Origin of the sequence: Neoroseomonas soli (genome assembly GCF_018129065.1) — a bacterium.
GTDB classification, from domain to species: Bacteria; Pseudomonadota; Alphaproteobacteria; order Acetobacterales; family Acetobacteraceae; genus Neoroseomonas; species Neoroseomonas soli.
The window spans coordinates 1-24,514 of record NZ_JAAEDM010000071.1; the positions used below are offsets into that span (position 1 = coordinate 1).

The 24,514-nt window shown below is 73.0% G+C and carries 23 protein-coding genes and 1 pseudogene; 16 read left to right on the forward strand and 8 right to left on the reverse strand.

The genetic code is table 11. The features are described from left to right. From GXW76_RS19750 to GXW76_RS19760, 3 genes and pseudogenes are all read left to right on the forward strand, one after another. Window positions 1-183: pseudogene (locus GXW76_RS19750) on the forward strand (gamma-glutamyltransferase); the annotation flags it as partial. A 16-nt stretch (window positions 184-199) separates the two neighbouring features. Next, window positions 200-1,366, forward strand: a complete 1,167-nt coding sequence (locus GXW76_RS19755) for a pyridoxal phosphate-dependent aminotransferase (protein ID WP_211863820.1) — start codon at window positions 200-202, stop codon at window positions 1,364-1,366. A gap of 69 nt (window positions 1,367-1,435) precedes the next feature. Further along, complete coding sequence (locus tag GXW76_RS19760) at window positions 1,436-3,352, forward strand: hypothetical protein (protein ID WP_211863821.1); 1,917 nt, start codon at window positions 1,436-1,438, stop codon at window positions 3,350-3,352. Window positions 3,353-3,403: 51 nt separating this feature from the next. Here the strand turns inward: GXW76_RS19760 and GXW76_RS19765 are convergent, their stop codons facing one another. The 4 genes from GXW76_RS19765 to GXW76_RS19780 form a co-directional block, all read right to left on the reverse strand. After that, window positions 3,404-4,015, reverse strand: a complete 612-nt coding sequence (locus GXW76_RS19765) for a hypothetical protein (protein WP_211863822.1) — start codon at window positions 4,013-4,015, stop codon at window positions 3,404-3,406. A 26-nt stretch (window positions 4,016-4,041) separates the two neighbouring features. Next, window positions 4,042-7,236, reverse strand: coding sequence for a type VI secretion system Vgr family protein (locus GXW76_RS26040; RefSeq protein ID WP_211863823.1), 3,195 nt, complete (start codon window positions 7,234-7,236; stop codon window positions 4,042-4,044). 18 nt (window positions 7,237-7,254) lie between these two features. Continuing rightward, window positions 7,255-7,641, reverse strand: coding sequence for a DUF4280 domain-containing protein (locus tag GXW76_RS19775; RefSeq protein WP_211863824.1), 387 nt, complete (start codon window positions 7,639-7,641; stop codon window positions 7,255-7,257). A 207-nt stretch (window positions 7,642-7,848) separates the two neighbouring features. Beyond that, the gene (locus GXW76_RS19780) at window positions 7,849-8,199 is read right to left on the reverse strand and encodes an antibiotic biosynthesis monooxygenase family protein (RefSeq protein WP_211863825.1); all 351 of its coding nucleotides are present in this window, start codon (window positions 8,197-8,199) and stop codon (window positions 7,849-7,851) included. A 100-nt stretch (window positions 8,200-8,299) separates the two neighbouring features. Between GXW76_RS19780 and GXW76_RS19785 the strand changes: the two genes are divergently transcribed. From GXW76_RS19785 to GXW76_RS19810, 6 genes are all read left to right on the forward strand, one after another. Then, window positions 8,300-9,016, forward strand: a complete 717-nt coding sequence (locus tag GXW76_RS19785; protein ID WP_211863826.1) for an ArsR/SmtB family transcription factor — start codon at window positions 8,300-8,302, stop codon at window positions 9,014-9,016. Then, window positions 9,013-10,233: an MFS transporter gene (locus tag GXW76_RS19790; protein WP_211863827.1), complete on the forward strand. Its 1,221-nt coding sequence runs from the start codon at window positions 9,013-9,015 to the stop codon at window positions 10,231-10,233. The genes GXW76_RS19785 and GXW76_RS19790 overlap by 4 nt, the downstream gene beginning before the upstream one ends. A gap of 83 nt (window positions 10,234-10,316) precedes the next feature. Next, the gene (locus GXW76_RS19795; RefSeq protein ID WP_211863828.1) at window positions 10,317-10,961 is read left to right on the forward strand and encodes a TetR/AcrR family transcriptional regulator; all 645 of its coding nucleotides are present in this window, start codon (window positions 10,317-10,319) and stop codon (window positions 10,959-10,961) included. Beyond that, entirely contained in the window at window positions 10,958-11,923 is a 966-nt protein-coding gene (locus tag GXW76_RS19800; protein WP_211863829.1) for an HlyD family secretion protein, read from the forward strand. Before GXW76_RS19795 ends, GXW76_RS19800 begins: the two co-directional genes overlap by 4 nt. Beyond that, window positions 11,920-12,873, forward strand: coding sequence for an ABC transporter ATP-binding protein (locus GXW76_RS19805; protein WP_211863830.1), 954 nt, complete (start codon window positions 11,920-11,922; stop codon window positions 12,871-12,873). The genes GXW76_RS19800 and GXW76_RS19805 overlap by 4 nt, the downstream gene beginning before the upstream one ends. Continuing rightward, window positions 12,870-14,009: an ABC transporter permease gene (locus GXW76_RS19810; RefSeq protein ID WP_211863831.1), complete on the forward strand. Its 1,140-nt coding sequence runs from the start codon at window positions 12,870-12,872 to the stop codon at window positions 14,007-14,009. Before GXW76_RS19805 ends, GXW76_RS19810 begins: the two co-directional genes overlap by 4 nt. A gap of 59 nt (window positions 14,010-14,068) precedes the next feature. Here GXW76_RS19810 and GXW76_RS19815 read toward each other — a convergent pair whose 3' ends face one another. Then, window positions 14,069-15,151: an NAD(P)H-dependent flavin oxidoreductase gene (locus tag GXW76_RS19815; RefSeq protein WP_211863832.1), complete on the reverse strand. Its 1,083-nt coding sequence runs from the start codon at window positions 15,149-15,151 to the stop codon at window positions 14,069-14,071. A gap of 170 nt (window positions 15,152-15,321) precedes the next feature. Here GXW76_RS19815 and GXW76_RS19820 point away from each other — a divergent pair, with 170 nt between their 5' ends. The 4 genes from GXW76_RS19820 to GXW76_RS19835 are packed head-to-tail and all read left to right on the forward strand — an operon-like array spanning window position 15,322 to window position 18,415. Further along, window positions 15,322-15,993, forward strand: coding sequence for a hypothetical protein (locus GXW76_RS19820; protein ID WP_211863833.1), 672 nt, complete (start codon window positions 15,322-15,324; stop codon window positions 15,991-15,993). A 35-nt stretch (window positions 15,994-16,028) separates the two neighbouring features. Then, on the forward strand, window positions 16,029-16,676 hold the full coding sequence (locus GXW76_RS19825; protein ID WP_211863834.1) for a ribonuclease HII: 648 nt from the start codon (window positions 16,029-16,031) through the stop codon (window positions 16,674-16,676). A gap of 58 nt (window positions 16,677-16,734) precedes the next feature. Continuing rightward, entirely contained in the window at window positions 16,735-17,820 is a 1,086-nt protein-coding gene (locus GXW76_RS19830) for a site-specific DNA-methyltransferase (RefSeq protein WP_211863835.1), read from the forward strand. A gap of 22 nt (window positions 17,821-17,842) precedes the next feature. Beyond that, window positions 17,843-18,415: a hypothetical protein gene (locus tag GXW76_RS19835; RefSeq protein ID WP_211863836.1), complete on the forward strand. Its 573-nt coding sequence runs from the start codon at window positions 17,843-17,845 to the stop codon at window positions 18,413-18,415. A 137-nt stretch (window positions 18,416-18,552) separates the two neighbouring features. Here the strand turns inward: GXW76_RS19835 and GXW76_RS19840 are convergent, their stop codons facing one another. The 3 genes from GXW76_RS19840 to GXW76_RS19850 all read right to left on the reverse strand — a co-directional run bounded on the left by GXW76_RS19840 (window position 18,553) and on the right by GXW76_RS19850 (window position 22,013). Then, window positions 18,553-19,731, reverse strand: a complete 1,179-nt coding sequence (locus GXW76_RS19840) for a glycosyltransferase 87 family protein (protein WP_211863837.1) — start codon at window positions 19,729-19,731, stop codon at window positions 18,553-18,555. Then, on the reverse strand, window positions 19,728-20,876 hold the full coding sequence (locus GXW76_RS19845) for a glycosyltransferase family 87 protein (protein ID WP_211863838.1): 1,149 nt from the start codon (window positions 20,874-20,876) through the stop codon (window positions 19,728-19,730). Before GXW76_RS19845 ends, GXW76_RS19840 begins: the two co-directional genes overlap by 4 nt. A gap of 78 nt (window positions 20,877-20,954) precedes the next feature. Continuing rightward, complete coding sequence (locus GXW76_RS19850) at window positions 20,955-22,013, reverse strand: A/G-specific adenine glycosylase (protein ID WP_211863839.1); 1,059 nt, start codon at window positions 22,011-22,013, stop codon at window positions 20,955-20,957. Window positions 22,014-22,075: 62 nt separating this feature from the next. Between GXW76_RS19850 and GXW76_RS19855 the strand changes: the two genes are divergently transcribed. The 3 genes from GXW76_RS19855 to GXW76_RS19865 form a co-directional block, all read left to right on the forward strand. Then, entirely contained in the window at window positions 22,076-22,483 is a 408-nt protein-coding gene (locus GXW76_RS19855; RefSeq protein ID WP_338151003.1) for a DUF721 domain-containing protein, read from the forward strand. A 93-nt stretch (window positions 22,484-22,576) separates the two neighbouring features. Then, window positions 22,577-23,170 (forward strand): DsbA family protein, encoded by a 594-nt coding sequence (locus GXW76_RS19860; protein WP_211863841.1) that lies wholly within the window; start codon window positions 22,577-22,579, stop codon window positions 23,168-23,170. Then, window positions 23,167-24,514: AAA family ATPase (locus GXW76_RS19865; protein ID WP_338151004.1), on the forward strand; the 1,348-nt coding region annotated here is incomplete at its 3' end. The genes GXW76_RS19860 and GXW76_RS19865, both read left to right, overlap by 4 nt.

Below are 24,514 nucleotides of genomic sequence, written 5' to 3' on the forward strand. Positions count from 1 at the left end.
GGTGGCACCCTGGCGGCGGCGCTGCGCCGCGTGGCGCCGGCCGCGACCTTCTCCGACGTGCCGGATCCGGGACGCGGGCTGCTGATCTCCTGCCCGACCTATGCGCCCGGGGGCAGCGCGGCCTGCTCCGCGGCGGCGGATCCGCGCGGCGGCGGCGTCGCCATCGGCAGCTTCGCGCGGTGACGCGCGGGGTTCGCGCATGATGAAGGTCGGCCGCGCAGCGGATGCGCCCCCCTTCCTGGTGATGGACGTGATCGCGGCGGCCAATGCGCGCGCCGCCAGCCTCCCGCCGGGCGCGCCCGGCATCATCCGCATGGAGGTCGGCCAGCCCGGCACCGGCGCCCCGCTCGGCGCGCGGGAGGCAGCGATCCGCGCGCTCCAGGCCGGCGAGCCGATGGGCTACACGGAAGCCTTCGGCCTGCGCACCCTGCGCGCGCGCATCGCGCGGCACTACCGCGACCATTACGGCGTGGAGGTCGCGGAAACGCGCATCGCCGTGACGGTCGGCGCCTCGGGGGCCTTCCCCCTCGCCTTCCTCGCGGCCTTCGACCCGGGCGACCGCGTCGCGATGGCGGCGCCCTTCTACCCGCCCTATGCGAACATCCTGACCGCGCTCGGGATGCAGCCGGTGCTGCTGCCCTGCGACGCATCGACCCGCTTCCAGCCGACGCTCGCGATGCTGGAGAAGATGGACCCGCGACCGGAGGGGCTGATCGTCGCGAGCCCCTGCAATCCGGCTGGCACCATGCTGGCGCCGGCCGAACTGCAGGCGATCGCGCGCTGGTGCCACGCCAACGGCGTGCGGCTGATCAGCGACGAGATCTACCACGGCCTGACCTGGGGCACGGTGGCCGAGAGCACCGCCGCGTCCTTCAGCGGCAGCGCGGTGGTGGTGAATTCCTTCTCGAAATACTGGTCCATGACCGGCTGGCGCATCGGCTGGCTGGTGCTGCCCGAGGACCTGGTGCGCCCGGTCGAGTGCCTGGCGCAGAACATGTTCATCAGCGCGCCCCACGTCGCGCAGGTGGCGGCGGAAGCCGCGATGGACTGCACCGAGGAACTGGAGGCCAACAAGGCCGCCTATGCCCGCAGCCGCGCCGCGCTGCTGGCGGGCCTGCCGAAGGCGGGGTTCACCGACATCGCCGCGGCCGACGGCGCCTTCTACCTGTGGTGCGACGTCGGGCACCTGACCAACGACAGCGCCGCCTTCTGCGCCGAGATGCTCGAACACGCCGGCATCGCCGCAACCACGGGGCTCGACTTCGACCGTGGTCGCGGCAACCGCTTCCTGCGCTTCTCCTATTGCGGGACGGAGGCCGACATGGCGGCGGCGCCCGCGCGGCTGGCCGGCTGGCTCCGGCGGTAGGCCGTCGCGGCCGGCGGGGCTTGCGCCGGATCAATCGGCACGGCGCGACTGGCGATTATGCGTGGCGTCATGCCGAGGGATCCGCGCCGGCGAGACCTGCTTGCCCTCACCCTCGCCTGCGCGGGGTGCGAGGCGGTGGTGCGACCGCCGGGACCGCAGGCGGCCGTCGGCGTCGCCGAGCCCGAGGACGAGACCGGCCAGGACCGTGACGGCCAGGCCCTGCGCCGCCTGCGCGACGATGTCGTGGCGGCGCTGCGCCGGCGTGGCATCGACGCCGCCCCTGGCACGGCGGAGAGGCCGCCGCTCGTGCTGCGGCTCAAGGTGATCCAGTGGAACGGCCCGGACCTCGCGCCGCCGGCGATGCATGACGGCCCGCTCGCCATCGCCAGCCTGCACGAGCGCGGCTGGCGCAGGACGCGGCTCGCCGTCGTCTCCCACGCGCCGCGCGACGTAGCGACGGACCGGTTCGCGGAGGCGATCGCCGACGCCGTGGCCCCCGGCATCCTCGAGCGCGGGGCTCCGCCCGCCGGTTCGGCCGACATCACGGCGACGGGACGCCGCGTGCGGCACCTCGGCGACGGCGTCTTCCTGGTCGGCGAGGACCGCGTGGACCTGCGCGCCATTGCCCATTCGCACGACACCATCGAGGACCCGGACGTGCCGGCGGCCACCGACGTCACGCTGCCGGATCCGGCGCCCGGGCAGGACGAGGCGACGATCACCCTCTACCAGATCGATCCGCCGCTGACCGGCCTGCCCTCCCGCCAGCCGGGCATCGACCGCAGCATCGACTTCCGCGACCCCGCGAACCTGGTGAAGTCCACCTACGCGAACATCGTCAGCGTCGTCCGCACCGAGGATCCGCGGCCGGTCCCCGTCGCGAGCCACCCGGTCGGCCACTTCCTCGTGAAGGTGGAGGTGCCGGGCTACCCGACCATCCTGACCGGGATGACGACGATCCAGCGCAGCGACGCGGAACTGCTCAACCTGACCATCGGGCGCGAGCTTGGCATCGGCGGCGTGCTGCTGACGCCGCAGCCGGGCCGGCTCAACACGGCGGCGGAGGTGGCGCGGGAACTGGCGCTGCGGCAGCGGCGGCTGCGCGTCGTCGACGGGCTCTATTTCCGCCCGGTCCGCGGCAGGAACACCGGGCCGGAACATCTGCTCGAGAACGGCAACGTCGTCTTCGCGCGCGTGCGCGTCCCCCTGCGCAACGGGACGGATGCGCTCGCCCACTTCGTGGAACTGATCGCGCGCGGCGGGCACAACCGCTTCGGCTCCCTGCTCAACCGGACCTTCAAGGGGACGGGCTCCGGCTGCGCCGCCTTCGCCATGAGCTGGCTGCAGGCCTCGGGCGTCATCCCCTTCGTCACCGAGCCGCCGCCAGGCCCGCCACCCACCGAGCCGGAAGCCCTCGGGCCGCTGGAGTTCTGGCGCGCCTCGCACAGCCGCGTGCGGATCCCGTGGGAGCATGTCGGCTGCGACGAGCGCGTGGGCGCGGCGCGCGCCATGGCCGCGCGCTACACGCTCTACGACCTGCTGCTCCATGGGGAGCGGTCCTCCTTCGTCGGCGCCGCGACGGAGGGGCTGGTCGATCGGATCCGTTCGCGCTTCGGCCTGATCGGCACCACCATCTTCGAGGCCGGGATCCAGACGCCGCTGCGCGGGGTGGCGGTTCTGGTCTACCGGCGGGATCCGCTCGATCGCGGCGGCTACAGCTGGGAGGGCGATGGCATCGACCTCTCCTTCTGGGAGAATGCGCGCTTCTCGGCCTGGATCCGGGGGCTCTGGCAGTCCGGGCCGCGCCATCCGCAGGTGCGGCTCGCGCGGGAGGGGCGCTTCCTCGGCGTGGAGATCAACGCCACGGGTGCGCCGCGCCAGCAGGAGCCCTTCTTCGCCGCGGTCGACCGGCGGGAGGAGGCGCTGCGCGCCGACCGGCCGCGCGCGGAGACCTGCGAGGCCGCCTTCGCCCAGGGGCTGGAGTGACGCCGACGCTCGGGACGTCGCGCACCGCGCGATGCCCGCGACGGCCCGCCCTCACCACGCCTCGTGGGACTTGATCTCCCGCGGGAAGGCATCCTTGCGGCGCAGGATCTCGAGCCGCTTCACCGGCAGCGCCTGCCAGGCCATCCCGGCGACGACCGGTGCGCGCGTCGGTGACAGTACATGGTATTCCGGCGCGTAGGCGGCCGGCGCGGCGAACAGCCCCTGCGTGTCGGCGGCGAAGAAGCCGATGGCGAAGACGATGCCCGAGACCTCGGCGAGTTCGTATTCGCGCAGGCGAAGGTCGGGGAAATAGGGGCTGGTCTCCGCGAAGGGCAGCGGCACCTGGAGTTCGCGATCGATCGCCTGGCCGGGGTCGAGGCGCGTGCAGAGCGGCAGGTCGGGTGCCATCACCACGCGGTCCTGCGGCAACGGCGCGATGAACTTGCCAAGCAGCGCGACGCCGTCGGCGCGCCGGATCACCACCACGGCCTGTGGGTTGGCGGTCACGGCATGGGTCTCGTGGTCGACCTGCGGCATGGCGTCCATGACATAGAGGGGGACCGCACCGCGGTTCTCGCAGCGATAGGCGAAGGTGAAGGCGCAGCCGACCTTGTTCGGCTGGCAGAGCAGGTGCAGCGCGCCGCTGACGATGGTCGTGTCCATGGCGTTTCACCCCTTTCCGACGGCGCTCATGGCCCGGCCGGCGGATCGGGCGGCTTGTCGGGCGCGCGCGAACCGGCGCCGGTGCCGCTGGCAGGAGCCCCTCCGCCGCCCGATCCCGAAGGTCCACCGCCTGCACCGCCCCCGCCGCCGGAGCCGGAACCCGAGCCTGGCGCCGGTGGCGGCGCCGCGGGCGGCACCTGGCCGCCGAAGCGGCCCGCCTTGCCCTCGCCCTTCTGGTTGGTGTTCGCGTCGTCCAGCAACTCACCCAGCTTTTGGTCGCTCGTCGGCGAGTTCGGATCGCCCGTCCGGGGCCAGTCGGTCGGATCGTAGGTGACGTTGGACCCCGACCCCGTGCCGGTGCCGCGCTCCATGTTGCCGTCCTTGTCGAAGCGGCCGGTCGGCTCGCCCGCGCCTGTGGAATCCGGGATGCTGTCCGGCTTGGTGCTGGCCGTCGGCGGGTTCGTGAGCGAATCAGGCTCGGTGATCACGACCGGCTTCTTGCCCTCCATCGCGGCGTTGATCTTCCCCCCTTGGCCCTTGTCGTTGAGCGTGAGCAGGTCATCGACCACCCGGTCGGTGAATTCGGGCGAGTCTGACTTGATGCGGAGGTTGCTCTGCGGTGCGTCCTCCGCGCCCACCATCAGCGTCCCGTCGTCGGCGCGGGTGAGGAAGGCGGTCTTCTTCGGGCCCTTGCTGTGCTTGCGCCGCGGCCCGCCGCCCCCCTTGGGCAGCCTCGCGACGAAATCGGGCGGCTCGCCAGGGTCGGCCTGGGACGCATCGGCGGCATCGGTCAGATCGATGTCGGCCAGGGCCGTGGGCGAGCCACCCTGCTGTTCCTTGTAGAAGGCGCCGTCGCAATAGACGCAGGACGGCGTGATCACCACGCTCGCCGAACCGACGCGCAGCGTGATCTTCTTCTTCGCCTGCAGGATGATCTCGTCGCCGCTGAAGGCGATGTTGTTACTCGCGTAGGTGAACCACGCCTGGCCGATGTCCGAGACCTTGTTGCCCTTGGCCGTCAGGTTGATCTCGCCGTCGATGTTCTCGTATTGGTCCTTGCCGACATGGAGGTCTACCTCCCCGCCCGCGGTGGTGAAGAAGGCCCCGCCGGGCGGCGGCTTGCCTTCCTCCTGCTTGCCGCCGCCGATGAGCATGTGCAGGTTGCCGTGCGTCGTGTCGAAGCGCGACCCGAAGGCGGTCTGGTCCATCCGCTTTTCGGAGCGGATGAGGAACTGCTCCTCCCCCTGCTTGTCCTCGAGGCGCAGCATGTGGAAGCCGGACTGCCCTTCCGGCTTGCGCGGCGTCGTCTTGGACCGGATTCCGCTGCGCGTCGCCTGGTCGGTCTCGGTGCCCTTGAGGTCGGCGGGTTTCGACAATTGCTTGCCCTGCGCGGTGGCCGGCAGGAAGGGCAGGTGGCTGGTGCCGCCGCGGGCGTTGTAGGCGCGGCCGACCACCATCGGGCGCTCCGGGTCGCCGTCGATGAAGCCGACCACCACCTCCTGCCCGATGCGCGGGATGAACTGCAGGCCGAGCCTTTCGCCGGCCCAGCCGTCGGAGACGCGCACGAAGCAGGTGTTGCGTCCCGTCAGGATCGCATCCTTGCCGATCGGGTCGTTGGGGTTGTCCGGCCCGGGGTCCCACGGGAAGCGGATGCGCACGCGGCCGAGCGCATCGGTGAAGATGTCGCGCGTCGAATTGTCGATGCCGTCCGGCCCGACCACCAGCGCGAGGTGCGGGCCATAGGCGATCGGCTTCGTCGCCGCGGGCGTCGGCAGCACGTCGCGCAGGAAGGGAGAGTCGAACGGCAGCCCCTCGAAGGCGCAGGACAGGCCGGACGGCGTGGCGAGAAACTTCTCGATGACGTCCTTCACCGCCTTGGCGGTGGCGACGACCAGCGGCACCGCCCCGGCGACGGCCGAACCGCCTAGGCCGAGCGCATTGCCGACCAGGTCCGGCAGGCCGGAGGGGTTCTTCGCACCCGCCTGCTTGTCGAGCCAGGCGAAGATCTCCTTGCCGGAATCGACGTCCTTCTTGACCTGGTCCAGCAGCGCCTGCGCGGCACCCGCCGTCGCATCGTCGGTACCGCTGCCGCCGAGGCCGAGGAGCTTCAGCAATATGTCGAGGACCCGCTTGCCGCTGCTGATCAGCGCGCTGTTGTCGAAAGCGAAGATCGACACCGTCTTGAGCAGGAAGGTCTTGCCCGTCTCCCCCTTGTCGGGCGCGCCGTCCGGGATGGTGGAATCCTGGTTCACGATGAAGGTGCGCCCGGCGCGGAAGCGCGCATCCTTCGCCTGGCCGGTGACGCCGAAGACGCCGCCCTCGTTCTGGCGCATGCGCAGTTCGGCGTAGTCCTTCGGCTCCGGCGCCACCGTCACCGGCGTTGGGAAGGCCTCGGCCTCGTGCGCCGGATGCTCGCCCATGAGGTCGTAGGCGGGCGCGATCTCGGCCTGGCCGCGGAAGGGCGTGGCGGGGTTGATCTCGTTGAAGTTGCCGACCTTGGCGACCCGCGTCGCGACCGAGAAGGTCTTGCGGAACGCCGTCACGCGGCCCGCCGCCGGGTCGCCCGCACCGATGTCGAAGACGCCGACATTGCCCGGCGGAACCGTGCGGCGGCTGCCCAACACCATGACCTCGTGCTTGTCGTTCAGCTCGTGCTCGAACCGGTAGAAAAGCCCGAAGCGGTCGAGCAGGCGGTGGACGAAGTTGAAGGTGCTCTCGCCGAACTGGGCGCAATAGGGGATGCGCGGGCCGGGATCGTCCTTCAGCGCATTGGTGTTGAGCTCGATCTCGGGATAGGGGCGCAGCACCTCGCGCAGCACCTCCTCGAGCGTCCGGTCCTCGAAGACGCGGAAGCGCGTCTCGTAGGCGGTCAGCCGGAAGGCCGGCACGATCCGGGCCGTGTAGCCGCGGAAGTCGCCGAGCGGACCGATCTCGGCGAAGGACTCGATCACGCCGTGGCGCTGGATGTGGTCGAAGGTCTCGTCATCGCCCTCGTTGATGACGTGCTTGATGCCGAACCGCACGCGGGAGCCAATCAGGCGCGACGCCGCCGGCCGCCCGTTCTTCGGCCCGACCAGCGTGACGTCGTAGGCATAGGGGAAGGAGATGCCCTCCGCGCCGCGCAACTGGATCAGCAGGAAGTTGTCGTCCTCGTCCTCACCGGCCGGGTTGCCGAGGATGGTATCGATGATGAGGAAGCGTTTGGCCTGCTTCAGCGCCATGGACCGTCTCCTGGCCGCTCACGGCACGAAGGCGGTCTGCTGGCCGGGATCCACGATGGTGATGACCCCGGCCCAGTTGCACGTCAGCGTCGAGGTGTCGTTCAGGATCGGCACCCCGGCGATGGTGTTGGCCGGCACGCCCGGCGACCACGGCGCCATGGTGCAGGGGATGCAGGGCTGCGGCGTCAGCACGCCGAGCGCCGCCGAAGTTGCGGCCGCCACCTGCGGGTTCGCGATGCTCATGCACATGCCGAAGGGCTTGATGTTCGCCATGGGCATGTTGTCGAGGATGGTCGCGCAGGGTGTCGTGCTCCAGGCGCGGTTCTTCGGCGGCACGCCCAGGACCGAGGGCGTGGTGCCGAAGCTGCACATCAGCTGCGCGCCCTCGACGACATGGCGGGGCATGCCGGGTCTCCCCGTCTCCGCGGCCCGGCTGGCAGGCCGGCGCCGAGGTCGAACGTTACGCCGCTGGCTCACCGCTTCGCTATTACAAACCGGCCATCCGTGCGGGCCGTGTCGTGCCGGGCCGGCGCCGCCGCGCCGGCCGCGCACATCGCGCAGGCCCAGGCAACCCGCGGTTGCCGCGTGGCCCTCGCGCGCCTCCGCGTGACGCTAGATCGCGAAATGCGCGTTGCTGTCCGCCGGCGCCTGCTCCCGTCGCTCGGACATCCCGTAGTCCCGCAGCACGCCGGCGACGCGCAGCCGGAAGCCGGCGAACACGCCGCCGCGCCCCGCCGCCTGCGCGCCGCGGTGTCCGACATGGCAGCGCCAGTTGCGCACCGCCTCGTCGTCCTCCCAGAAGGAGAGCGAAAGCAGCTTCCCCGGATTGGTGATGCTGCGGAAGCGTTCCACCGAGACGAAGCCCGGCTGCTTCACCAGTTCCTCCCGCATCGCTGCGGCGATGGCGAGGTAGTCCGCCTCCCGCCCCTCGGCCGGTTCCACCTCGAAGATCACGGCGATCATGCGCGCCCTCCCCCTGCTGATGCCCTTGTCGCACGATTATGCGCAGGATGCTTCGCCGTGGCCCGAAGCGTCCGCGGCGAAGGCGCGATAGGATCGCACCATGACCGACCCGACCGCCCCTGGCCCCCTCGCCGCCATCGCCGCGCTGATCGCCGATCCGGCGCGCGCGCGCATGCTCGCCGCGCTGATGGGGGGCGAGGCGCTGACCGCCGGCGAGCTCGCCCGCGTCGCCGGCGTGACGGCGGCGACCGCGAGCGGGCACCTCGCGCGGCTGGCCGAGGGCGGGCTGCTGCTCGTCCACCCCCAGGGCCGGCACCGTTACCACCGCCTGGCCTCCGAGGAAGTGGCGGCGGCGATCGAGACGCTGGGCGGCCTCGCCACCCGCATCGCTCCGGTGCGGCAGTGGAAGCACGGGGAGGATGCGCGCCGCGCGCGGCTCTGCTGGAACCATCTCGCCGGGCGGCTCGGCGTCGCGCTGCATTTGCGGCTGACGGGCGAAGGCTGGCTAACGCCGGTGCCCGGCGGCTGGGATGCCTCGCGCGACGGGCGGGTGCGGCTGGAGGCGACCGGCGTCGATCTCGCGCGCGCCGAGACGGCACCGCGCTTCGCCTGCGACTGCATGGACTGGTCCGAGCGCCGGCCGCACCTCGCCGGCGGGCTGGGGCGGGAGATCGCCTCCGCCTGGATCGCGAGCGGCTGGCTGCGCCGGCTGCCGGCGCAGGCGGAGGACGACATCCTCGCGCGCCGGCGCCTGGTGCTGACGCCCGAAGGCGCGCGTGGGCTCAAGGACGGTCTCGGGCTCGACCTCGCGGCATGAGTGCCGCGGCCGCGCTGATGGTCGCCCTCGCGGCGATGACGGGGCTGAGCCAGTTCCACCGCGCCGCGCTCGGCGTGGTGGCGCCGGATCTCGCGGCGGATCTCGCGCTGACGCCGGCGGTGCTGGGCGCGGCGAACGGGATGTTCTTCGCCGCGCTGCTGGTGGCGCAGATCCCGGTGGGCATCGCGCTCGACCGCGCGGGGCCGCGGCGCACGGTGGCGGCGCTGGCGGGCCTCGCGGTGGCGGGGGCGGGGTGGCAGGCCCTCGCGACGGACGGGACGACGCTGCTCGCGGCGCGGTTCGTGCTCGGGCTCGGCTCGGCGGCGTCCTTCATGGCGGCGGTGGTGCTCTGCGCGCGCTGGCACTCGGGGGCGGCGATGACGCTGGCGCTGTCGCGGGTCTTCGCGGTGTCGCAGATGGGCATCCTGCTGGCCGGCGCGCCGCTCGCCGCGCTGGCGGGGCTGCTGGGGTGGCGCGGCGCGCTCGGTGGCTCGGCGCTGCTGACGGCGGCGTGCGGCGTGTTGTGGTGGCGGCTGGTGCGGGACGACCCGCCGGACCGGCCACCGCCCCATCGCGAGGCCGAAACACTGAAGCAGGCGCTGCTCGGCCAGGTGTCGATCTGGCGGCTGCCGGGCCTGGCGCGGGTGCTGTCGATGCATCTGGTCGCCTATGCCGCGGCGGCGACGGTGATCGGGCTCTGGGCCGGACCGTATCTCGCGGAGGTGCATGGGCTGGACGCGGCGGGCCGCGGCTGGGCGCTGGCGGCGATGGGGGCCGCGATGCCGGCGGGGCTGCTGCTGCTGGGGCCGCTCGAGAGGATGGCCGGCAGCCGGCGGCCGATCGTGACGGCGGGGGCGGCGCTGGCGGTGGCGACGCTGGCCGCGCTGGCGCTGTGGCATGGGGCGCCGCTCGGTGCCGCGTTGATGCTGCTGGTGCTGCTGGTGCTGTTCTCCGCCTACCCGGTGCTGGTGGTGGCAGAGGGCCGGTCGCTGTTTCCCGATCACCTCGTGGGCCGAGGCGCGACGACGGTGAACCTCGCGCAGGTGCTGGGTTCCGCGCTGCTGCCGATGCTGGTGGGCGCCGTGGTCGGCCTGTTCCCGGAGGCCGGCGGCGTGCGGCCCGAAGCCGCCTACCGCGCCGGCTTCGGCGTGCTGGGGGCGGCGCTGGCGCTGGGTCTCGCCGGCTGGCTCCTGCTGCCCCGGGGCGCCGCCCGCTAGGTTGCCCGGGGCGGCACCTGGCCGCTTGACGCCCCTCCCTTCCATTCCTAAATGACTTACCAGTCAGTCATTCCAGGGTCTCGATGGGATCGCCCGCCCGCCCCCGCCTGCGCCGCAAGGAAGCCCGCCCGGGCGAGTTGCTCTCGGCCGCGCTCGACACCTTCCGCGAGAAGGGTTTCGCAGCCACGCGGATGGACGACATCGCGGCGCGGGCCGGCGTCTCCAAGGGCACGATCTACCTCTACTACCCCTCCAAGGAGGCGGTGTTCGAGGCGATGGTCCGCGCCAACCTCCTGCCCAACATCGAAAGGATGGAGGCCGCCATCGCCGACGAGGAGCGGTCCAGCGCGGACAGGCTGCGCCTGCTCGTCACGGCATTCGGCGAGATCGCCGGCGATGCGCGGCTGGTCGCGGTGCCGAAGCTGGTGCTGGCGGAAGCGGGCAACTTCCCCGAGATGGCGCGCTTCTACCGCCACGAGGTCATCGGGCGAGCCCTCTCCCTCGTGTCCGGCGTCCTCGAAGCCGGGATGGCGCATGGCGAGTTCAGGCGCCTCGACGCGGCGCTGACCGCCCGGCTGTTCCTGGCGCCCGTCATTGTCGCAGCCCTGTGGCAGACCACCTTCGTTCCCGTGGAGGATGCGCCGGTGCCGCCGGCCGACCTCCTGCGCCTGCATCTCGATCTGTTCCTGCGTTCCATCGCCGCCGATGCGTCGGGAGGCGCGCCATGAGCCGCCACGCGAGGCTGCTGCTCCTGCTGGCCCTGCCGCTGACCCTGGCGCTCGGCGGCTGCGACGAGCAGCGGGAAAGCCCCGGCTATCAAGGCTATGTCGATGCCGACTTCCTCCGCATGGCCGCGCCCGAGGCCGGCTGGGTGGTGGAGGTCCCGGTCGCCAGGGGCGCGCGAGTGGAAGCCGGCGCGCTGCTCTTCACGCTCGATGACGCCTTCCAGCGCGCGGCGGCGATCGAGGCGCGCGCGACCGTCGCCAGGACGGAGAGCGAGCTTTCGGATCTCCTGAAAGGCGCGCGCCCCGACGAGATCGCCTCCATCGAGGCGCAGCTCGCCGAGGCGGCGGCGACGCTCGAACTGGCGAACCTGCAACTGGCCCGGCAGGAACAGCTCGCGCGGTCCCGCGTCAGCGCCGAGGCGCAGCTGGACCAGGCGCGCGCCACGGCGGAGCAGGCCCGGGCACGGCGCGACCGCATCACCGCGGACCTCGCCACGGCCCGCCTGCCCGCCAGGGCCGACCGGATCGCCGCCGCCCGCGCCGCGGTCGAGGCGGCACGCGGGGCGCTGTCCCAGGCCGAATGGCGGCTCGCGCAGCGCAGGGTCACCAGCCCCGCGGCCGGCGTGGTGGACGACGTCATACGGCGGCCGGGCGAATGGGTGCCGGGGAGCGGCACGGTCGTCAGCCTGCTGCCGCCTGACGCGACAAAGGTGGTGTTCTTCGTGCCCGAGGCGCAGCGCGCCAGCCTGCAGACGGGCGCTGCCGTCGCTGTCGAATGCTCCGGTTGCCCGGCGAACCTGACAGCGCGCATCAGCCGCATCGCGCAGGAGGCCGAGTACACGCCGCCCATCATCTACAGCCGGGAAACGCGGGCGAAACTGGTCTGGCGGGTCGAAGCCATCATCGCGCCCATCCCCGGCGCCCCCGCCCCGGGCCAGCCCGTGACGGTGCGGAGCCAGCCGTGAGCGGCGAGGCCCGGACGCCGGTGATCTCGGTGCGCGGCCTGACCAAGCGGTTCGGCGACAAGGTCGTGGTCGACGGCTTCGACCTCGACGTGGAGCGCGGGCAGATCCACGGTTTCCTCGGCCCGAACGGCAGCGGCAAGACGACGACGATCCGCATACTCTGCGGCCTGCTGGTGCCGGATGGCGGGAAGGGCACCTGCCTCGGCTACGACATCCTCGGCGAGTCCTGGGCCATCAAGCAGCGCGTCGGCTACATGACGCAGAGGTTCAGCCTCTACGAGGACCTGACCATCCGGGAGAACCTCGACTTCGTGGCGCGACTGCACGGGCTGGCGGGGCGCCGGGCGAAGGTGGACGCGGCGCTGGACCGGCTGGGCCTCGCGACGCGCGGGGACCAGTTGGCGGGCACGCTGTCGGGCGGATGGAAGCAGCGCCTGGCGCTTGCCGCCTGCGTCCTGCACGAACCGGACCTGCTGTTGCTCGACGAGCCGACCGCCGGCGTGGATCCCAAGGCGCGGCGGGAATTCTGGGACGAGATCCACGCGCTCGCCGCCGGCGGCATGACCGTGCTGGTCAGCACGCACTACATGGACGAGGCCGAGCGCTGCCACCGCATCGCCTACCTCGCCTATGGGCGGCTGCTGGCAGTGGGCACGGTGGAGGAAGTGGTGCGCGCCTCGGGCCTCTCGACCTGGCATGTGAGCGGGCCGGAGCAGCGCATCGCCGCGCTGGCGCGCGAACTCGAAGGGCGGCCTGGGGTAGAGATGGTCGCCCCGTTCGGCGCGACGCTGCATGTCAGCGGCGCGGATGCGGCGCGGCTCGACGCCGCGATCGCGCCCTACCGGGAGGAAGCGTCGCTCGCCTGGAACCGCGGCGAGCCGTCGCTGGAGGACACCTTCATCCACCTGATGGCCGAAGCGGCCGACAACCACGCCGGAGCGCGGCGATGAAGCGCCCGCATTTCGCATGGCACCGGCTGGTGGCCGTCGTGGTGAAGGAATTCATCCAGCTGAAGCGCGACAGGCTGACCTTCGCGATGATGGTCGGCATCCCGCTCCTCCAGTTGATTCTGTTCGGCTACGCGATCAACAACGACCCGCGCCACTTGCCGACGGCGGTGCTCAGCCAGGACAACAGCGTCTTCAGCCGCGCGATCGTGGCGGGGCTGCAGACCAGCACCTATTTCCGCGTGACCGTGATCGCCGGGGACGTGGCGGAACTCGACCGGATGCTCGCGCGCGGGGAGGTGCAGTTCGCCGTGGAGATCCCCGCCGGCTTCGAACGGCAGCTGATGCGCGGCGACCGGCCGGCGCTGCTGGTGATGGCGGATGCGACCGACCCCGCCGCGACGGGCAATGCCGTGGGCGCGATCGAACGGATCGTCGAGGGCGCGCTCACCCCGCTGCTGGATGGGCCGCTGTTGACGCTCGCGCGCGTCCCGCCCGCGGTCGATGTGCGCGTGCACCGTCGCTACAACCCGGAGGGGCTGACCCAGTACAACATCGTGCCCGGGCTGATGGGCACCATCCTGACCATGACCATGATCATCATGACCTCGCTCGCCATGACGCGGGAACGCGAGCGGGGGACGATGGAGAACCTGCTCTCGATGCCGGTCCGGCCGACCGAGGTGATGCTCGGCAAGCTCGCGCCCTTCGTGCTGGTCGGCGGCCTCCAGGTGCTCGTCATCCTGGGCGCGGCGCGCCTGCTGTTCGGCGTGCCGATGGCGGGGCCACCGGTGGTTCTCGCGGTCGGGCTGCTGGTCTTCATCGTGGCGAACCTGGCGGTGGGGTTCCTGTTCTCGACCGTGGCGCGGAACCAGCTCCAGGCGATGCAGATGAGCTTCTTCTTCTTCCTGCCCTCGATCCTGATGTCGGGCTTCATGTTCCCGTTCCGCGGCATGCCGGACTGGGCGCAGATGATCGGGGAGGTGCTGCCCCTCACGCACCTTCTGCGCGTGGTGCGCGGCGTGATGCTGAAGGGGAACGGCCTGGCCGACAGCTGGCCGGATATCTGGCCGATGCTGGCCTTCCTGCTGGCGGCCCTGATCCTGGCGGCGACGCGGTATCGGCAGACGCTCGACTGAGACGCGTTTGTTGGCGAGCGGATGTCGGCCGTCGGGGGGAGGTTCCCCTCCCCCGCGCCTTACGGCAGCAGCGCCTGCGCTTCGTCCCAGAGCCGGGCGGTCAGCGCCCCGGCCGGTTCCGCCGCCGCGAGCCGCGCCGCCTGCCCCGCCCACATCTGCATCGCGTCGGCATTGCCTGCCTTCTCCGCCGCCGCGCGCACGGGCGCGAAGAGCGCGCGCTGCACCGGATAGGCCGCCGCGGGCGGCGCATCGGCGCGCGTGACAGCATTGGCGATGCCGCGCCCGAGCCGACCGGAGAACATCCGCGTCAACGCCGTGCCCTCGGGCTCGGCGTCCGCGATCGCGGCCGACCATGCGGGATGCAGGCCCGCTTCGGGGCAGCGCAGGTAGCCGGTACCGATCTGCACCGCGCTCGCGCCGAGCGTGAGCGCCGCCGCGATGCCACGCGCATCGCCGATGCCGCCCGTCGCAATGACGGGCACGTCGAGCGCATCCGCGAAGCGCGGGATCAGCGCCAGGCTGCCGGTCTGCTGCGTATCCGCCGCCGCCTGGTCGAAGGCGCCGCGATGGCCGCCGGCCTCGGACCCTTGCGCGACGATGGCATCGGCCCCGGCGGCGACGGCCTCGCGCGCCTCGGCCAGGGTTGTCGCACAGGCGAACCAGGCGATGCCGCGCGCCTTGGCCGCGGCGACGACATCGGGCGGGAAGACGCCCATGATCGAGGAGATCACCGCCGGCCCGGCCTCGATGATGGCGCGGCACTGCGCGGCGAAATCCGGCAGGAGAGGGCCCTCAGGAACGGCCGGGCGCGGACCGAAGCGGCCGAGGAACTCGGCCATCGCCGCCTCCCGCGCCGCATCGCGCACGGGCGGCGGGTCGGGGATCCAGAGGTTCGCCTGGAAGGCGCCGTTGCTCCGCGCGCGGAAGGCCGAGGCCCATTCGGCGATGCCCTCGGGCTGGGTGTTCAGCGCGCCGAGCGCACCCATGCCGCCGCCATTGGCCACCGCGGCGGCAAGCGCGGGCGGCGTCGATCCCGCCATCGGCGCAAGCAGGATAGGCACGGCGAGGCCGTAGCGCTCGCAGAAGGCCGCCGCACGCATGCGCTGCGGGGATGCTTTCCGGGCCTGCGTCGCGATCGTCATGGCGTCCTCCTCTCCGTCCCGGCCCGGGAGCCTAGTGCCCGGTGCCGAGGTGGGGAACCCGCGCATCGGCGCGACATCACGCCACGCGGAACGCACTCCCCGCCGGCCGCGAATGTGCCAATCTCGAACCGGCGGTCCCGGAACCGCCCAAGGAACGGAGGAAGACGACGATGCGTTTCACCCCGGTTCTCATGGCGGCTTCCGCGGTGATCGGGCTTGGCCTGACCGCTTCCGCCCAGCAGTCGGGCACGGGACCCGCGGCCATGACTTTCTTCGTCACCAGCGCCAATCCCGGGCAGGGGGCGAATCTCGGCGGGCTCGAAGGCGCCGACCGGCACTGCCAGGCTCTGGCGCAGGCCGCGGGCGCCGGCGGGCGGAACTGGCGCGCCTATCTCAGCACCATGGCGACGGGCGGCCAGCCGGCGGTCAATGCGCGCGACCGCATCGGCCGCGGCCCCTGGCAGAATACGGCAGGCACCGTCATCGCGCGCAGCGTCGACGACCTGCACAGCGATGCCAACAACCTCAACAAGCAGACCGCGCTGACCGAGCGCGGTGCAGTGGTGAACGGGCGGGGCGACACGCCGAACATTCATGACATCCTGACCGGGTCGCAGGCCGATGGCCGCGCCTTCCCGGCCGGGCAGGACATGACCTGCGGCAATTGGACGCTGGGTGGGGAAGACGGCTCGGCCATGCTCGGTCACCACGACCGCACCGGCACCGGAGATCCGGCGACCACGATGTCGTGGAACGCCGCGCACGCCTCGGACGGATGCAGCATGCCCCGGCTGCGCAGAACGGGCGGCGCGGGGCTGCTCTATTGCTTCGCGGCGGACTGAGGACCGGACCGCCGGCGCGTGCTAGACACGCGGCCATGCGACGCAGGCGACCCGACTTCACGCTGGAAACCGGCCAGGGCTGCGTGGCGGGCGTGGACGAGGTCGGCCGCGGCCCGCTTGCAGGGCCCGTCGTCGCGGCGGCGGTGATCTTCCTCGCCCCGCCGCATGATGCGCTCGCGGCGCTGATCGATGATTCGAAGCGCCTCGACGCGGCAAGGCGGAACGCCGCCTTCGCCGGGCTGCGCGAGGCGGCCGCGGATGGGATGCTGCGCTTCGGCATCGGCGCCGCGTCATCCGCCGAGATCGGCGCGCGCAACATCCTCCGCGCCACGCATCTCGCCATGGGCCGCGCGCTGGCGCGGCTCGGGGTGGTGCCCGACCTCGCGCTGGTCGACGGCAACCGGCCGCCGCCCCTGCCCTGCCCCGTGCGCTGCGTGGTGGGCGGGGACGGGCTGTCGCTGTCCATCGCGGCGGCGTCGATCCTCGCGAAGGTCGTCCGTGACCGCGCAATGACCCGGCTCGATCCGCGCTGGCCCGGCTATGGCTTCGCGCGCCACGCCGGATACCCGACGCCGGCGCACCTCGAGGCCTTGGCGCGCCTTGGCCCGAGCCCCCACCACCGCCGCGGCTTCGGGCCGGTGGACCGGGCGTGTTTGTCGCCCGGCTACGCGCGTCGCGCTTGACCCGCCGAGTCGCACAAGCGATTCTGCGGTCTTCGCGTTGGGGAACGGGGTTTCGCGGGTGGGCACGTCGATCGATCTGCCGCTCGACCAGGTGTTGGTCGGGGACTGTATCGCGTGGCTGCGGCACCTGCCGCCGGCCAGCGTCCATGCCATCTTCGCCGATCCGCCCTACAACCTGCAGTTGAAGGGCACGCTGCGCCGGCCGGATGATTCCATCGTGGATGGCGTGGACGACGAGTGGGACCGCTTCGCGGACCTCGGCGCCTATGATTCCTTCACGCGCGAGTGGCTGTCCGAATGCCGCCGCGTGCTGCGCAAGGACGGCACCATCTGGGTGATGGGCGCCTACCACAACGTGTTCCGGCTCGGCACGGCGCTGCAGGACCTCGGCTACTGGATCCTGAACGACGTGATCTGGCGCAAGTCGAACCCGATGCCGAACTTCCGCGGCCGTCGCTTCACCAATGCGCACGAGACGCTGGTCTGGGCCGCGCGCGGACCCGAAAGCCGCTACCGCTTCAACTACGCGGCCATGAAGGCGCTGAACGACGACCTCCAGATGCGCAGCGACTGGCTGATCCCGCTCTGCACCGGCGGTGAGCGGCTGCGCGACGAGAAGGGCACCAAGCTGCACCCGACGCAGAAGCCGGAGGCGCTGCTGCATCGCGTCATCCTCGCCTGTACCTCGCCGGGGGAGGTGGTGCTCGATCCCTTCCTCGGTTCCGGCACGACGGCGGCGGTGGCGAGGCGCCTCGGCCGCCGCTTCATCGGGATCGAGCGCGAACAGTCCTACGCGGACGCCGCGAAGGCTCGCATCGATGCCGTCGAGCCCGCCCCGGAGGACGCCGCGGCCGCGCTGCCCTCGCGCAAGGAGCAGCCGCGCATCCCCTTCGGCACGCTGGTCGAGCGCGGACTGGTGCCGGCCGGCAGCAGGCTCTTCGACCGCCAGCGGCGATGGGAGGCGGTGGTCGGTGCCGACGGCACGTTGCGCTGCGGCCTTGCCGCCGGCTCGATCCACAAGGTCGGCGCGGCGGTGCAGGAGGCGCCCTCCTGCAACGGGTGGCTGTTCTGGCACGTGGAGGCGCGCGACGGCCGGCTGCGCGTGATCGACGAGCTCCGCGCGGACGTGCTGCGCGAGGCATGAGGCGGCGCGAGAGGACAGACCCATGAGCGACAGCATCGCCGCCGCGGCGCCGCAAGGCGCCCCGGCTCCGGCGCCCGCGCCCGAGGCACCGCGGTCCTGGGGCCGCGCCCTGCTCGCCGAGGCGCCCTATCTCGCCATGCTCCTCGCGGGCTTCGGCGGCGTCACCTATGCCGGCGCCTCGGAGCAGCCGAACCTCCTCTACTGGCAGATCATGGCGCCGCTGTTCGGGCTGCTCTGCGTCGCCGCCGGCTGGAACCGTGCGGCGGGGCGGGGCATGCGCCTGCAACTCGTCTGGACCCAGGCGGCGCACTGGGCGGCCTTCCTCGCGGCGATGCTGCTGCTCTTCATGCCGTCCGTGCGCGGCGTCGTGAACGACAACGCGACCGAGATCGGGCTGCTGCTGCTCCTTGGCCTCGGCACCTTCGTCGCCGGCGTGCATGCCGGGTCGTGGCGGATCATTGCGGTGGGGGCGGTGCTCGGCGCTTCCGTGCCCGCCGTGGCGGTGCTGCAGCAATCGGCCATGCTGATCGTGGGCGGCGGGATCGCGGCGGTGCTGGTCGGCGTCGTCTTCGTCCTGGCGCGGATGCGCGGCTAGCCGAGGTCTGCCGGCGGCCCAGCGTCGCGAGCCCGAAGTCCCGCGGACTTCGTTCTCAGGCCACTGGCTTCTTGTTCTGAGTGGCCCGCTCACCCGCTTTACTCGCTGGAAGTCCAGCGAACGAAGCGGGCAGGACACTAGGTGCCGCTCCGGCCCGCGCCGATCCGACGCAGCACGACGGCGAGCAGGGCCGCGGCGACCGGCGCCGTGACCGAGATCCCGGCGCCGAGCCCCGCGACCAGCGCCACGCCGGGCACCACCAGGGCGGCCAGCAGCACGATCCTCTCCCATGGCAGGAAGCCGGTCCGTTGTGCCTCGGTCATCACCCAGGCCATCGGCAACAGCAGGATCACCAGGTCGTACATGAGGATGTAGGGCGTCACGAGCGGCAGGCCGGCGCCGATCGCCGCCGCCTCGGCGCGCCCGCCGGGGCGGCGGCGCAGTATCGCGGCGACCGCGACCATCACCGCGATCGCCACCACGCCCTGTAGCATCATGGCCGCCGCGCCGCCGAACCCCGCGGTCGTCGCGAAGGCCGCCACGCTCTGCAGCTTCCAGGCCGCGAGCGTGCCGCCGCGCACCACCTCCTGGTAGGCGAGGCCGAGCCCCGCGAAGTCCCGCCAGGCCTGCGGCCCGAAGAGGGCGAGCGTGGCGAGCAGATGCAGCCCGAGGAAGACCGCGCCCCAGCCGATCTCGGCCCAGCGCCGGGCGGCGAGCAGCGCGGGCAGCACCAGCAGGCCGAGTTGCGGCTTCGTCGCCAGCAGCGCGAAGCCGATGCCCGCGAGCCACGGCCGCACGCCGATCCCGAGCCCCGCGGCGGCCAGCAACGCCGCGGTCAGGAAACCGGTCTGCCCATGCGCCGCATTGAGCACCGCCGCTGGCGACAAGGCGGCGGCGAGCAGCGACCATCGCCCCACCCCCCAGGCGCGCAGCGCGGCGAGGAACGCAGCACCCGTCCCCAGCACCCAGGCCGCCATCGCCGCGCCATAGGGCAGCAAGGCCAGCGGCAGCAGGATCAGCAGGAAGGTCGGGGGATGGAGGAAGGGATAGATCCTCGCCCGCGCGCCGAGCGCGGCGTCGCGCGCCGCGGCGTGCAGGTCCTGGTCCCACGCGGCCTCCGGCGGCCCGTCCAGGCCGAGCCGGGCGGCGGCGTAGAAGGCGACGAAATCCACGTCCCCCGGCACCGAGCCGTCCCCGCCCAGCACCACCCGCAGGAAGGCGGCGAGCAATGCCAGGGAGAGCAACGCGCCGAGCAGGCCGTAGAGGCGCAGCCGCTCCGGCGTCATCCAGGCGGCGTCGCGCAGCCAGGCGATCATTGCGCCTCTCCGGCCCGCGCACGCCGCAGCACCAGCGCGAGCAGCACCAGCCCCGCCGCTGCGGCGAGCGGCAGGCGCGTCGCCTCCACCGCCATCCGCGCGACCAGCGGCCAGAGGAACAGGGCAAGCAGCAGCGTCTTCTCCCACGGGAGGAAACCCGCGCGGCTGCCCGCCAGCAGCAGCCAGCCGAGCGGCACCGCCGTGACCACCAGGTCGTAGTCGAGCAGGAAGGGCGTCGTGAGCATCGCCGCCGCGGCCATGATCGCGACCTCGGCCATGCCGCCCGGGCGACGCCGTGCAGCGAGCACCGCCGCCACCAGCACCGCCACGCTCAGCACCGCCTGCATCGCCCAGGCCAGGGAGAGCGGCCCGCCCGCCAACCGGATGCCCGCGAAGAGGCTGATCATCTTCTCGGGCGACACCCAGCCTTCCTCGAGCGCCCGGCGCGCGAGGTCGGAGCCTTCGCGGAACGCCGTCCAGGTCTCGCCGCCCAGCACCAGCCAAGACAGCGCGGCGAGCCCCGCCGCCGTCGTCCCGCAGGCGATGAAGGCCGGCCAGCGCCGCGCCGCCGCCAGCACGAAGGGCACCGCGATCGCGAGATGCGGCTTGTAGACGAGCCCGCCGAGCATGACGCCCGCCAGCACCGGCCTACGGTCGAGCAACGCCGCCGCGGCGGCGAAGATCGCCGCGCTGAGGAACCCGTTCTGGCCGTAGCGGATGTTGATGAGGCCCGCGGGGAAGGCGAGCACCGGCAGCAGCCCCCAGCGCGGCAGCAGCGCCCGCATCGTCGCGACATAGGCCGCACCCGTCACCGCCAGCCACGCCGCCACGGACGCGCCGTAGGGCAGCAGCGCCAGCGGCGCGCAGAGCAGCAGGAAGACCGGCGGGTAGAAGAAGGCGAAATAGACGCCGATGTCCGGGAAGATCCGCGCCTGCGCCGCGACGTGCAGCGCCGGCCGGTAGGCATCCGCCGGCCGCCCCGCCAGCAGCAGGTCCGATGCGGCCCAGAATGAGAGGAAGTCGCCCGAGACGGGCAGCCCGTTGATGGCGATGCCGTCCCGCGTCGTCCCCACCAGGATCAGCACGCCCGCCAGCACCGCCACGGCGAGCCCGCCGCACCACAGCCGCGCCCGCGCCGGCGTCAACCAGGCGGCGTCGCGCAGGGTGGCGAGGATCGTCGTCTGCGCGCGAATCGGCTCGGCTCCCGCCCGGTGCGGCTCCCGTTATCGCGGCGCGGATTCACCGGGGGCAAGGGCGAGCAGGCGGCGCATGACGCTCGGCAGTGCGCGGGCGGCATCGGCGGGGGCGATCCACTCGCCCGCGGGCCCCACGGCGCGCGGCGGCAGGGCGGCGGCGTAGAGCACCATCTCCAGCTCGAAATGCGTGAAGCCATGGCGGGCGATGCCGGGCAGCAGGCGCCAGGGGGCCGGGAGGGGCGCGTGGGGCAGCGCCTCGGCCTCGGGCCAGGGCGCGTCCCGCCAGGGCGTGCCGGGCAGTTCGAGCATGCCGCCGAGCAGGCCTTTCTCCGGCCGGCGGCGCAGCAGCAGCCGGCCGGCGGCGTCCCGCAGCAGGAAATGCGCGCCGTGGCGCAGCGGCCGGGCGCGCCTGGGGGCCTTGCGCGGCAGAGTCTCGGCGATGCCGGCGCGGCGGGCGTCGCAGGCGTCGCGCCAGGGACAGAGGCCACAGGCCGGGCTGCGCGGGGTGCAGATGGTGGCGCCGAGGTCAAACAGCGCCTGCGCGAAATCCCCGGGCCGCGCGCGCGCCGCCGGGTCCTCCATGAAGCGCGCGGCGATCGCCGTCAGGCGCGGCTTGGCCCCCGGCAGCGGGTCCTCGACGGCGCGCAGGCGGGCGGTGACGCGCTCGACATTGCCGTCCACGGGAACCACCGCCTCGTCGAAGGCGATCGCGGCGACGGCCGACGCGGTGTAGGGCCCGATGCCCGGCAGGGCCGCCAGGCCCTCCCGGTCGTTCGGGAAGCGCCCCGCCGCCGCGACGGCCCTGGCGCAGGCATGCAGGTTGCGCGCGCGGGCGTAGTAGCCGAGGCCCGCCCATTCCTCCGCCACCTCCGCCCAGTCAGCCGCCGCGAGCGCCTCGATCGTCGGGAAGCGGGCGAGGAAGCGGGCGTAGCGTGGCGCCACCGCCGCCACCGTGGTCTGCTGGAGCATGACCTCGGAGAGCCAGACGCGGTATGGGTCGCGCGCCTCGCCGGGGCCGGCACGCCAGGGCAGGACGCGCCGGTGGCGGTCATACCAGGCGAGCAGTTCGGTGGCGGAAGGGATCACGGATGGCACGGGATGAGGGTGGGAGGCGGTTCCTGGGCGGGCCGAGGCCGGTGGGCGCTCTGGTGCCAGCCCTGACGCGCCCGGCCTTCAAGCGCAAGAGCCCCGCGGGCGCGCAGATCATGGCGGACTGGCCGGCGCTGGTCGGGCCGGCGCTCGCCGCGGTGACGCGGCCGCTCCGGCTCGCATCCGGCACGCTGACGCTGGCCTGTTCCGGGCCAGTGGCGATGGAATTGCAACACCTGGCGCCGCAACTGGCGGGGCGGATCAATGCGGCGCTCGGGCGGGTGGCGGTGGACCGCTTCCGCTTCGTCCAGCAGGCGCCGGCCGGCGCGGCCCCGCCGCGCAAGCCTCCGCCGCGGCCGGTGACCCTGCCGGAGCGCGTCGAATCGGCCCTGGAACAGGTCGGTTCGCCGGAGTTGCGCGCAGCGCTGGAAAGATTGGGCCGCGGCGTCTATCGGAACAGGGGGTAGGCGGGCCCGAGTCCCTGGTTCCGGCCCCCTGCCGCCCATATGAGGCCGGGACGCCCCTCCTTCGGGGGCCGCACCTTGGGAGACCACGACCGCATGTTCCACCGTCGCACCCTGCTCGCCGCCGCCGGCGCCATGACCGCCGTGCCGGTCCTGGCGCAGACGACCGATCCGCGCCTCGGCGAGCGCTCGATGGGCCGCGCCGACGCGCCCGTGACGGTGCAGGAGTTCTTTTCCCTCACCTGCAGCCATTGCGGCGCCTTCCATCGGGAGGTCTGGCCGCAGGTGAAGGCGGAACTGGTCAATACCGGCAGGGTCCGCATGGTGTGGCGCGACTTCCCGCTGGACCAGATCGCGCTGCGCGCCCATGCCGTGGCCCGCGCCTTCCCCGCCGACCGCTACGAGGCCTTCCTCACCGCGCTGTTCGCTACCCAGGACCGCTGGGCCTATGCGCGCGGCATCGATCACAAGGCGGAGATCGGCAAGATCGCGGCGCTGGCCGGCATGGCGCCCGCCGCCTTCGAGGCCGCCTGGGCCGATGACGACCTGGCCCGCGCCATCCTCGCCCAGCGCCAGCAGGGCGAGCGCGAGTACAACATCCAGGCGACACCCACCTTCGTCTTCGGCCGCCGCGTCGTCTCCGGCAACATTCCCTTCGACCGCTTCGCCCGCGAGGCGGCGACCCCGTGACGGCCGACGGCCACCTCCCCCCGGCGCCCCCCGAGCCGGAGGAGGAGGAGGGCGCGCCGCGCAGCGAAGCCCAGCGCATGGCCTCGCTGCGCGCGACCCTGGCCAGGATCCGCATCGCCGGCTTCAAGTCCTTCGCCGAGGCCACCACGGTCGAGGTCCTGCCGGGCCTGACCGGCATCGTCGGCCCGAACGGCTGCGGCAAGTCCAACGTGGTCGAGGCACTGCGCTGGGCGATGGGCGAGACCTCCGCCAAGGCCATGCGCGGCGGGGAGATGGACGACGTCATCTTCGCCGGCACCGCCACCCGGTCGGGCCGCAACCTCGCGGAGGTGACGCTCAATCTCGAGGAGGCGGAGGGCCTCGCGCCGCCGCCCAACAGCGACCAGCCGGAACTGGAGATCGTCCGCCGCATCACCCGCGGCCAGGGCAGCGCCTTCCGGGTGAACGGCAAGGAAGTCCGGGCGCGCGACGTCCAGACCATGTTCGCCGACATCGGCTCGGGCGCGCGGGCCTCGGCCATGGTCAGCCAGGGGCGCGTCTCGACCCTGATCCAGGCCAAGCCCGAGGACCGCCGCCAAGTGCTGGAGGAGGCAGCCGGCATCGCCGGCCTGCGCGCCCGCCGGCATGAAGCGGAACTGAAACTGCGGCAGGCGGAGACCAACCTCTCCCGCGCCGAGGACACGCTCACCCAGTTCGACACCCAGCGGCAGAGCCTCCAGCGGCAGGCCCGGCAGGCGAACCGCTACCGGAACCTGTCGGGGCTGGTGCGGCAGGCGGAAGGCGAGTGGCTGGCGATCCTCGCCGCCCGTGCCGAGGCCGCCGCGCGCCATGCGACCGAGGCGCTGGCCCAGGCGAAATCCGCCGTCCGCGCCGCCGAGGCCGAGGCCGAACGCGCCGCCATCGCCGCCTTCGAGGCCGAGCAGGCCCTCCCCGCACCCCGCGCCGCGGAGGCCGCCGCGCGCACCGCCCTCGAACGCCGCCGCGTCGAGACCGAGGGGCTGGAAGCCGAGGAACGCCGCGCCAGCGAGGCGCTGGACGGCGCCGAGGCGCGGCTGAAGCAGATCCTGCGCGACCTGACCCATGCGGAAGGCGTGCTCCGCGACGCGGACACCGCACGCGAACGCCTGACGCAGGAAGCCGAGGCGCTGCGGGCGGTCGAGACCTCCCTCCCCGCCCGGCAGGCTTCCGCCCAGGCCGCGCTGGAAGCTGCCGAACAGGCCGTCCGCGAGGCCGAGCGCGCCGCCGAGGCCGCCACCGAGCAGGCCGCCGAAGCCGCCGCCCGCGCCCAATCCGCGGCCGAGGCCCGCACCGCCGCCGAGGCCCGGCTGGGGCGCGCGCAGGAAG

Bases quoted from the DNA above. Each gene is read 5' to 3' on its own strand.
- GXW76_RS19800 (WP_211863829.1), top strand. From the start codon at position 10,958: ATGAGCCGCCACGCGAGGCTGCTGCTCCTGCTGGCCCTGCCGCTGACC.
- GXW76_RS19835 (WP_211863836.1), top strand. From the start codon at position 17,843: ATGAGCGACAGCATCGCCGCCGCGGCGCCGCAAGGCGCCCCGGCTCCG.
- GXW76_RS19820 (WP_211863833.1), top strand. From the start codon at position 15,322: ATGCGTTTCACCCCGGTTCTCATGGCGGCTTCCGCGGTGATCGGGCTT.
- GXW76_RS19755 (WP_211863820.1), top strand. From the start codon at position 200: ATGATGAAGGTCGGCCGCGCAGCGGATGCGCCCCCCTTCCTGGTGATG.
- GXW76_RS19810 (WP_211863831.1), top strand. From the start codon at position 12,870: ATGAAGCGCCCGCATTTCGCATGGCACCGGCTGGTGGCCGTCGTGGTG.
- GXW76_RS19785 (WP_211863826.1), top strand. From the start codon at position 8,300: ATGACCGACCCGACCGCCCCTGGCCCCCTCGCCGCCATCGCCGCGCTG.
- GXW76_RS19860 (WP_211863841.1), top strand. From the start codon at position 22,577: ATGTTCCACCGTCGCACCCTGCTCGCCGCCGCCGGCGCCATGACCGCC.
- GXW76_RS19765 (WP_211863822.1), bottom strand. From the start codon at position 4,015: ATGGACACGACCATCGTCAGCGGCGCGCTGCACCTGCTCTGCCAGCCG.
- GXW76_RS19780 (WP_211863825.1), bottom strand. From the start codon at position 8,199: ATGATCGCCGTGATCTTCGAGGTGGAACCGGCCGAGGGGCGGGAGGCG.
- GXW76_RS19815 (WP_211863832.1), bottom strand. From the start codon at position 15,151: ATGACGATCGCGACGCAGGCCCGGAAAGCATCCCCGCAGCGCATGCGT.
- GXW76_RS19790 (WP_211863827.1), top strand. From the start codon at position 9,013: ATGAGTGCCGCGGCCGCGCTGATGGTCGCCCTCGCGGCGATGACGGGG.
- GXW76_RS19760 (WP_211863821.1), top strand. From the start codon at position 1,436: ATGCCGAGGGATCCGCGCCGGCGAGACCTGCTTGCCCTCACCCTCGCC.
- GXW76_RS26040 (WP_211863823.1), bottom strand. From the start codon at position 7,236: ATGGCGCTGAAGCAGGCCAAACGCTTCCTCATCATCGATACCATCCTC.
- GXW76_RS19840 (WP_211863837.1), bottom strand. From the start codon at position 19,731: ATGATCGCCTGGCTGCGCGACGCCGCCTGGATGACGCCGGAGCGGCTG.
- GXW76_RS19825 (WP_211863834.1), top strand. From the start codon at position 16,029: ATGCGACGCAGGCGACCCGACTTCACGCTGGAAACCGGCCAGGGCTGC.
- GXW76_RS19775 (WP_211863824.1), bottom strand. From the start codon at position 7,641: ATGCCCCGCCATGTCGTCGAGGGCGCGCAGCTGATGTGCAGCTTCGGC.
- GXW76_RS19795 (WP_211863828.1), top strand. From the start codon at position 10,317: ATGGGATCGCCCGCCCGCCCCCGCCTGCGCCGCAAGGAAGCCCGCCCG.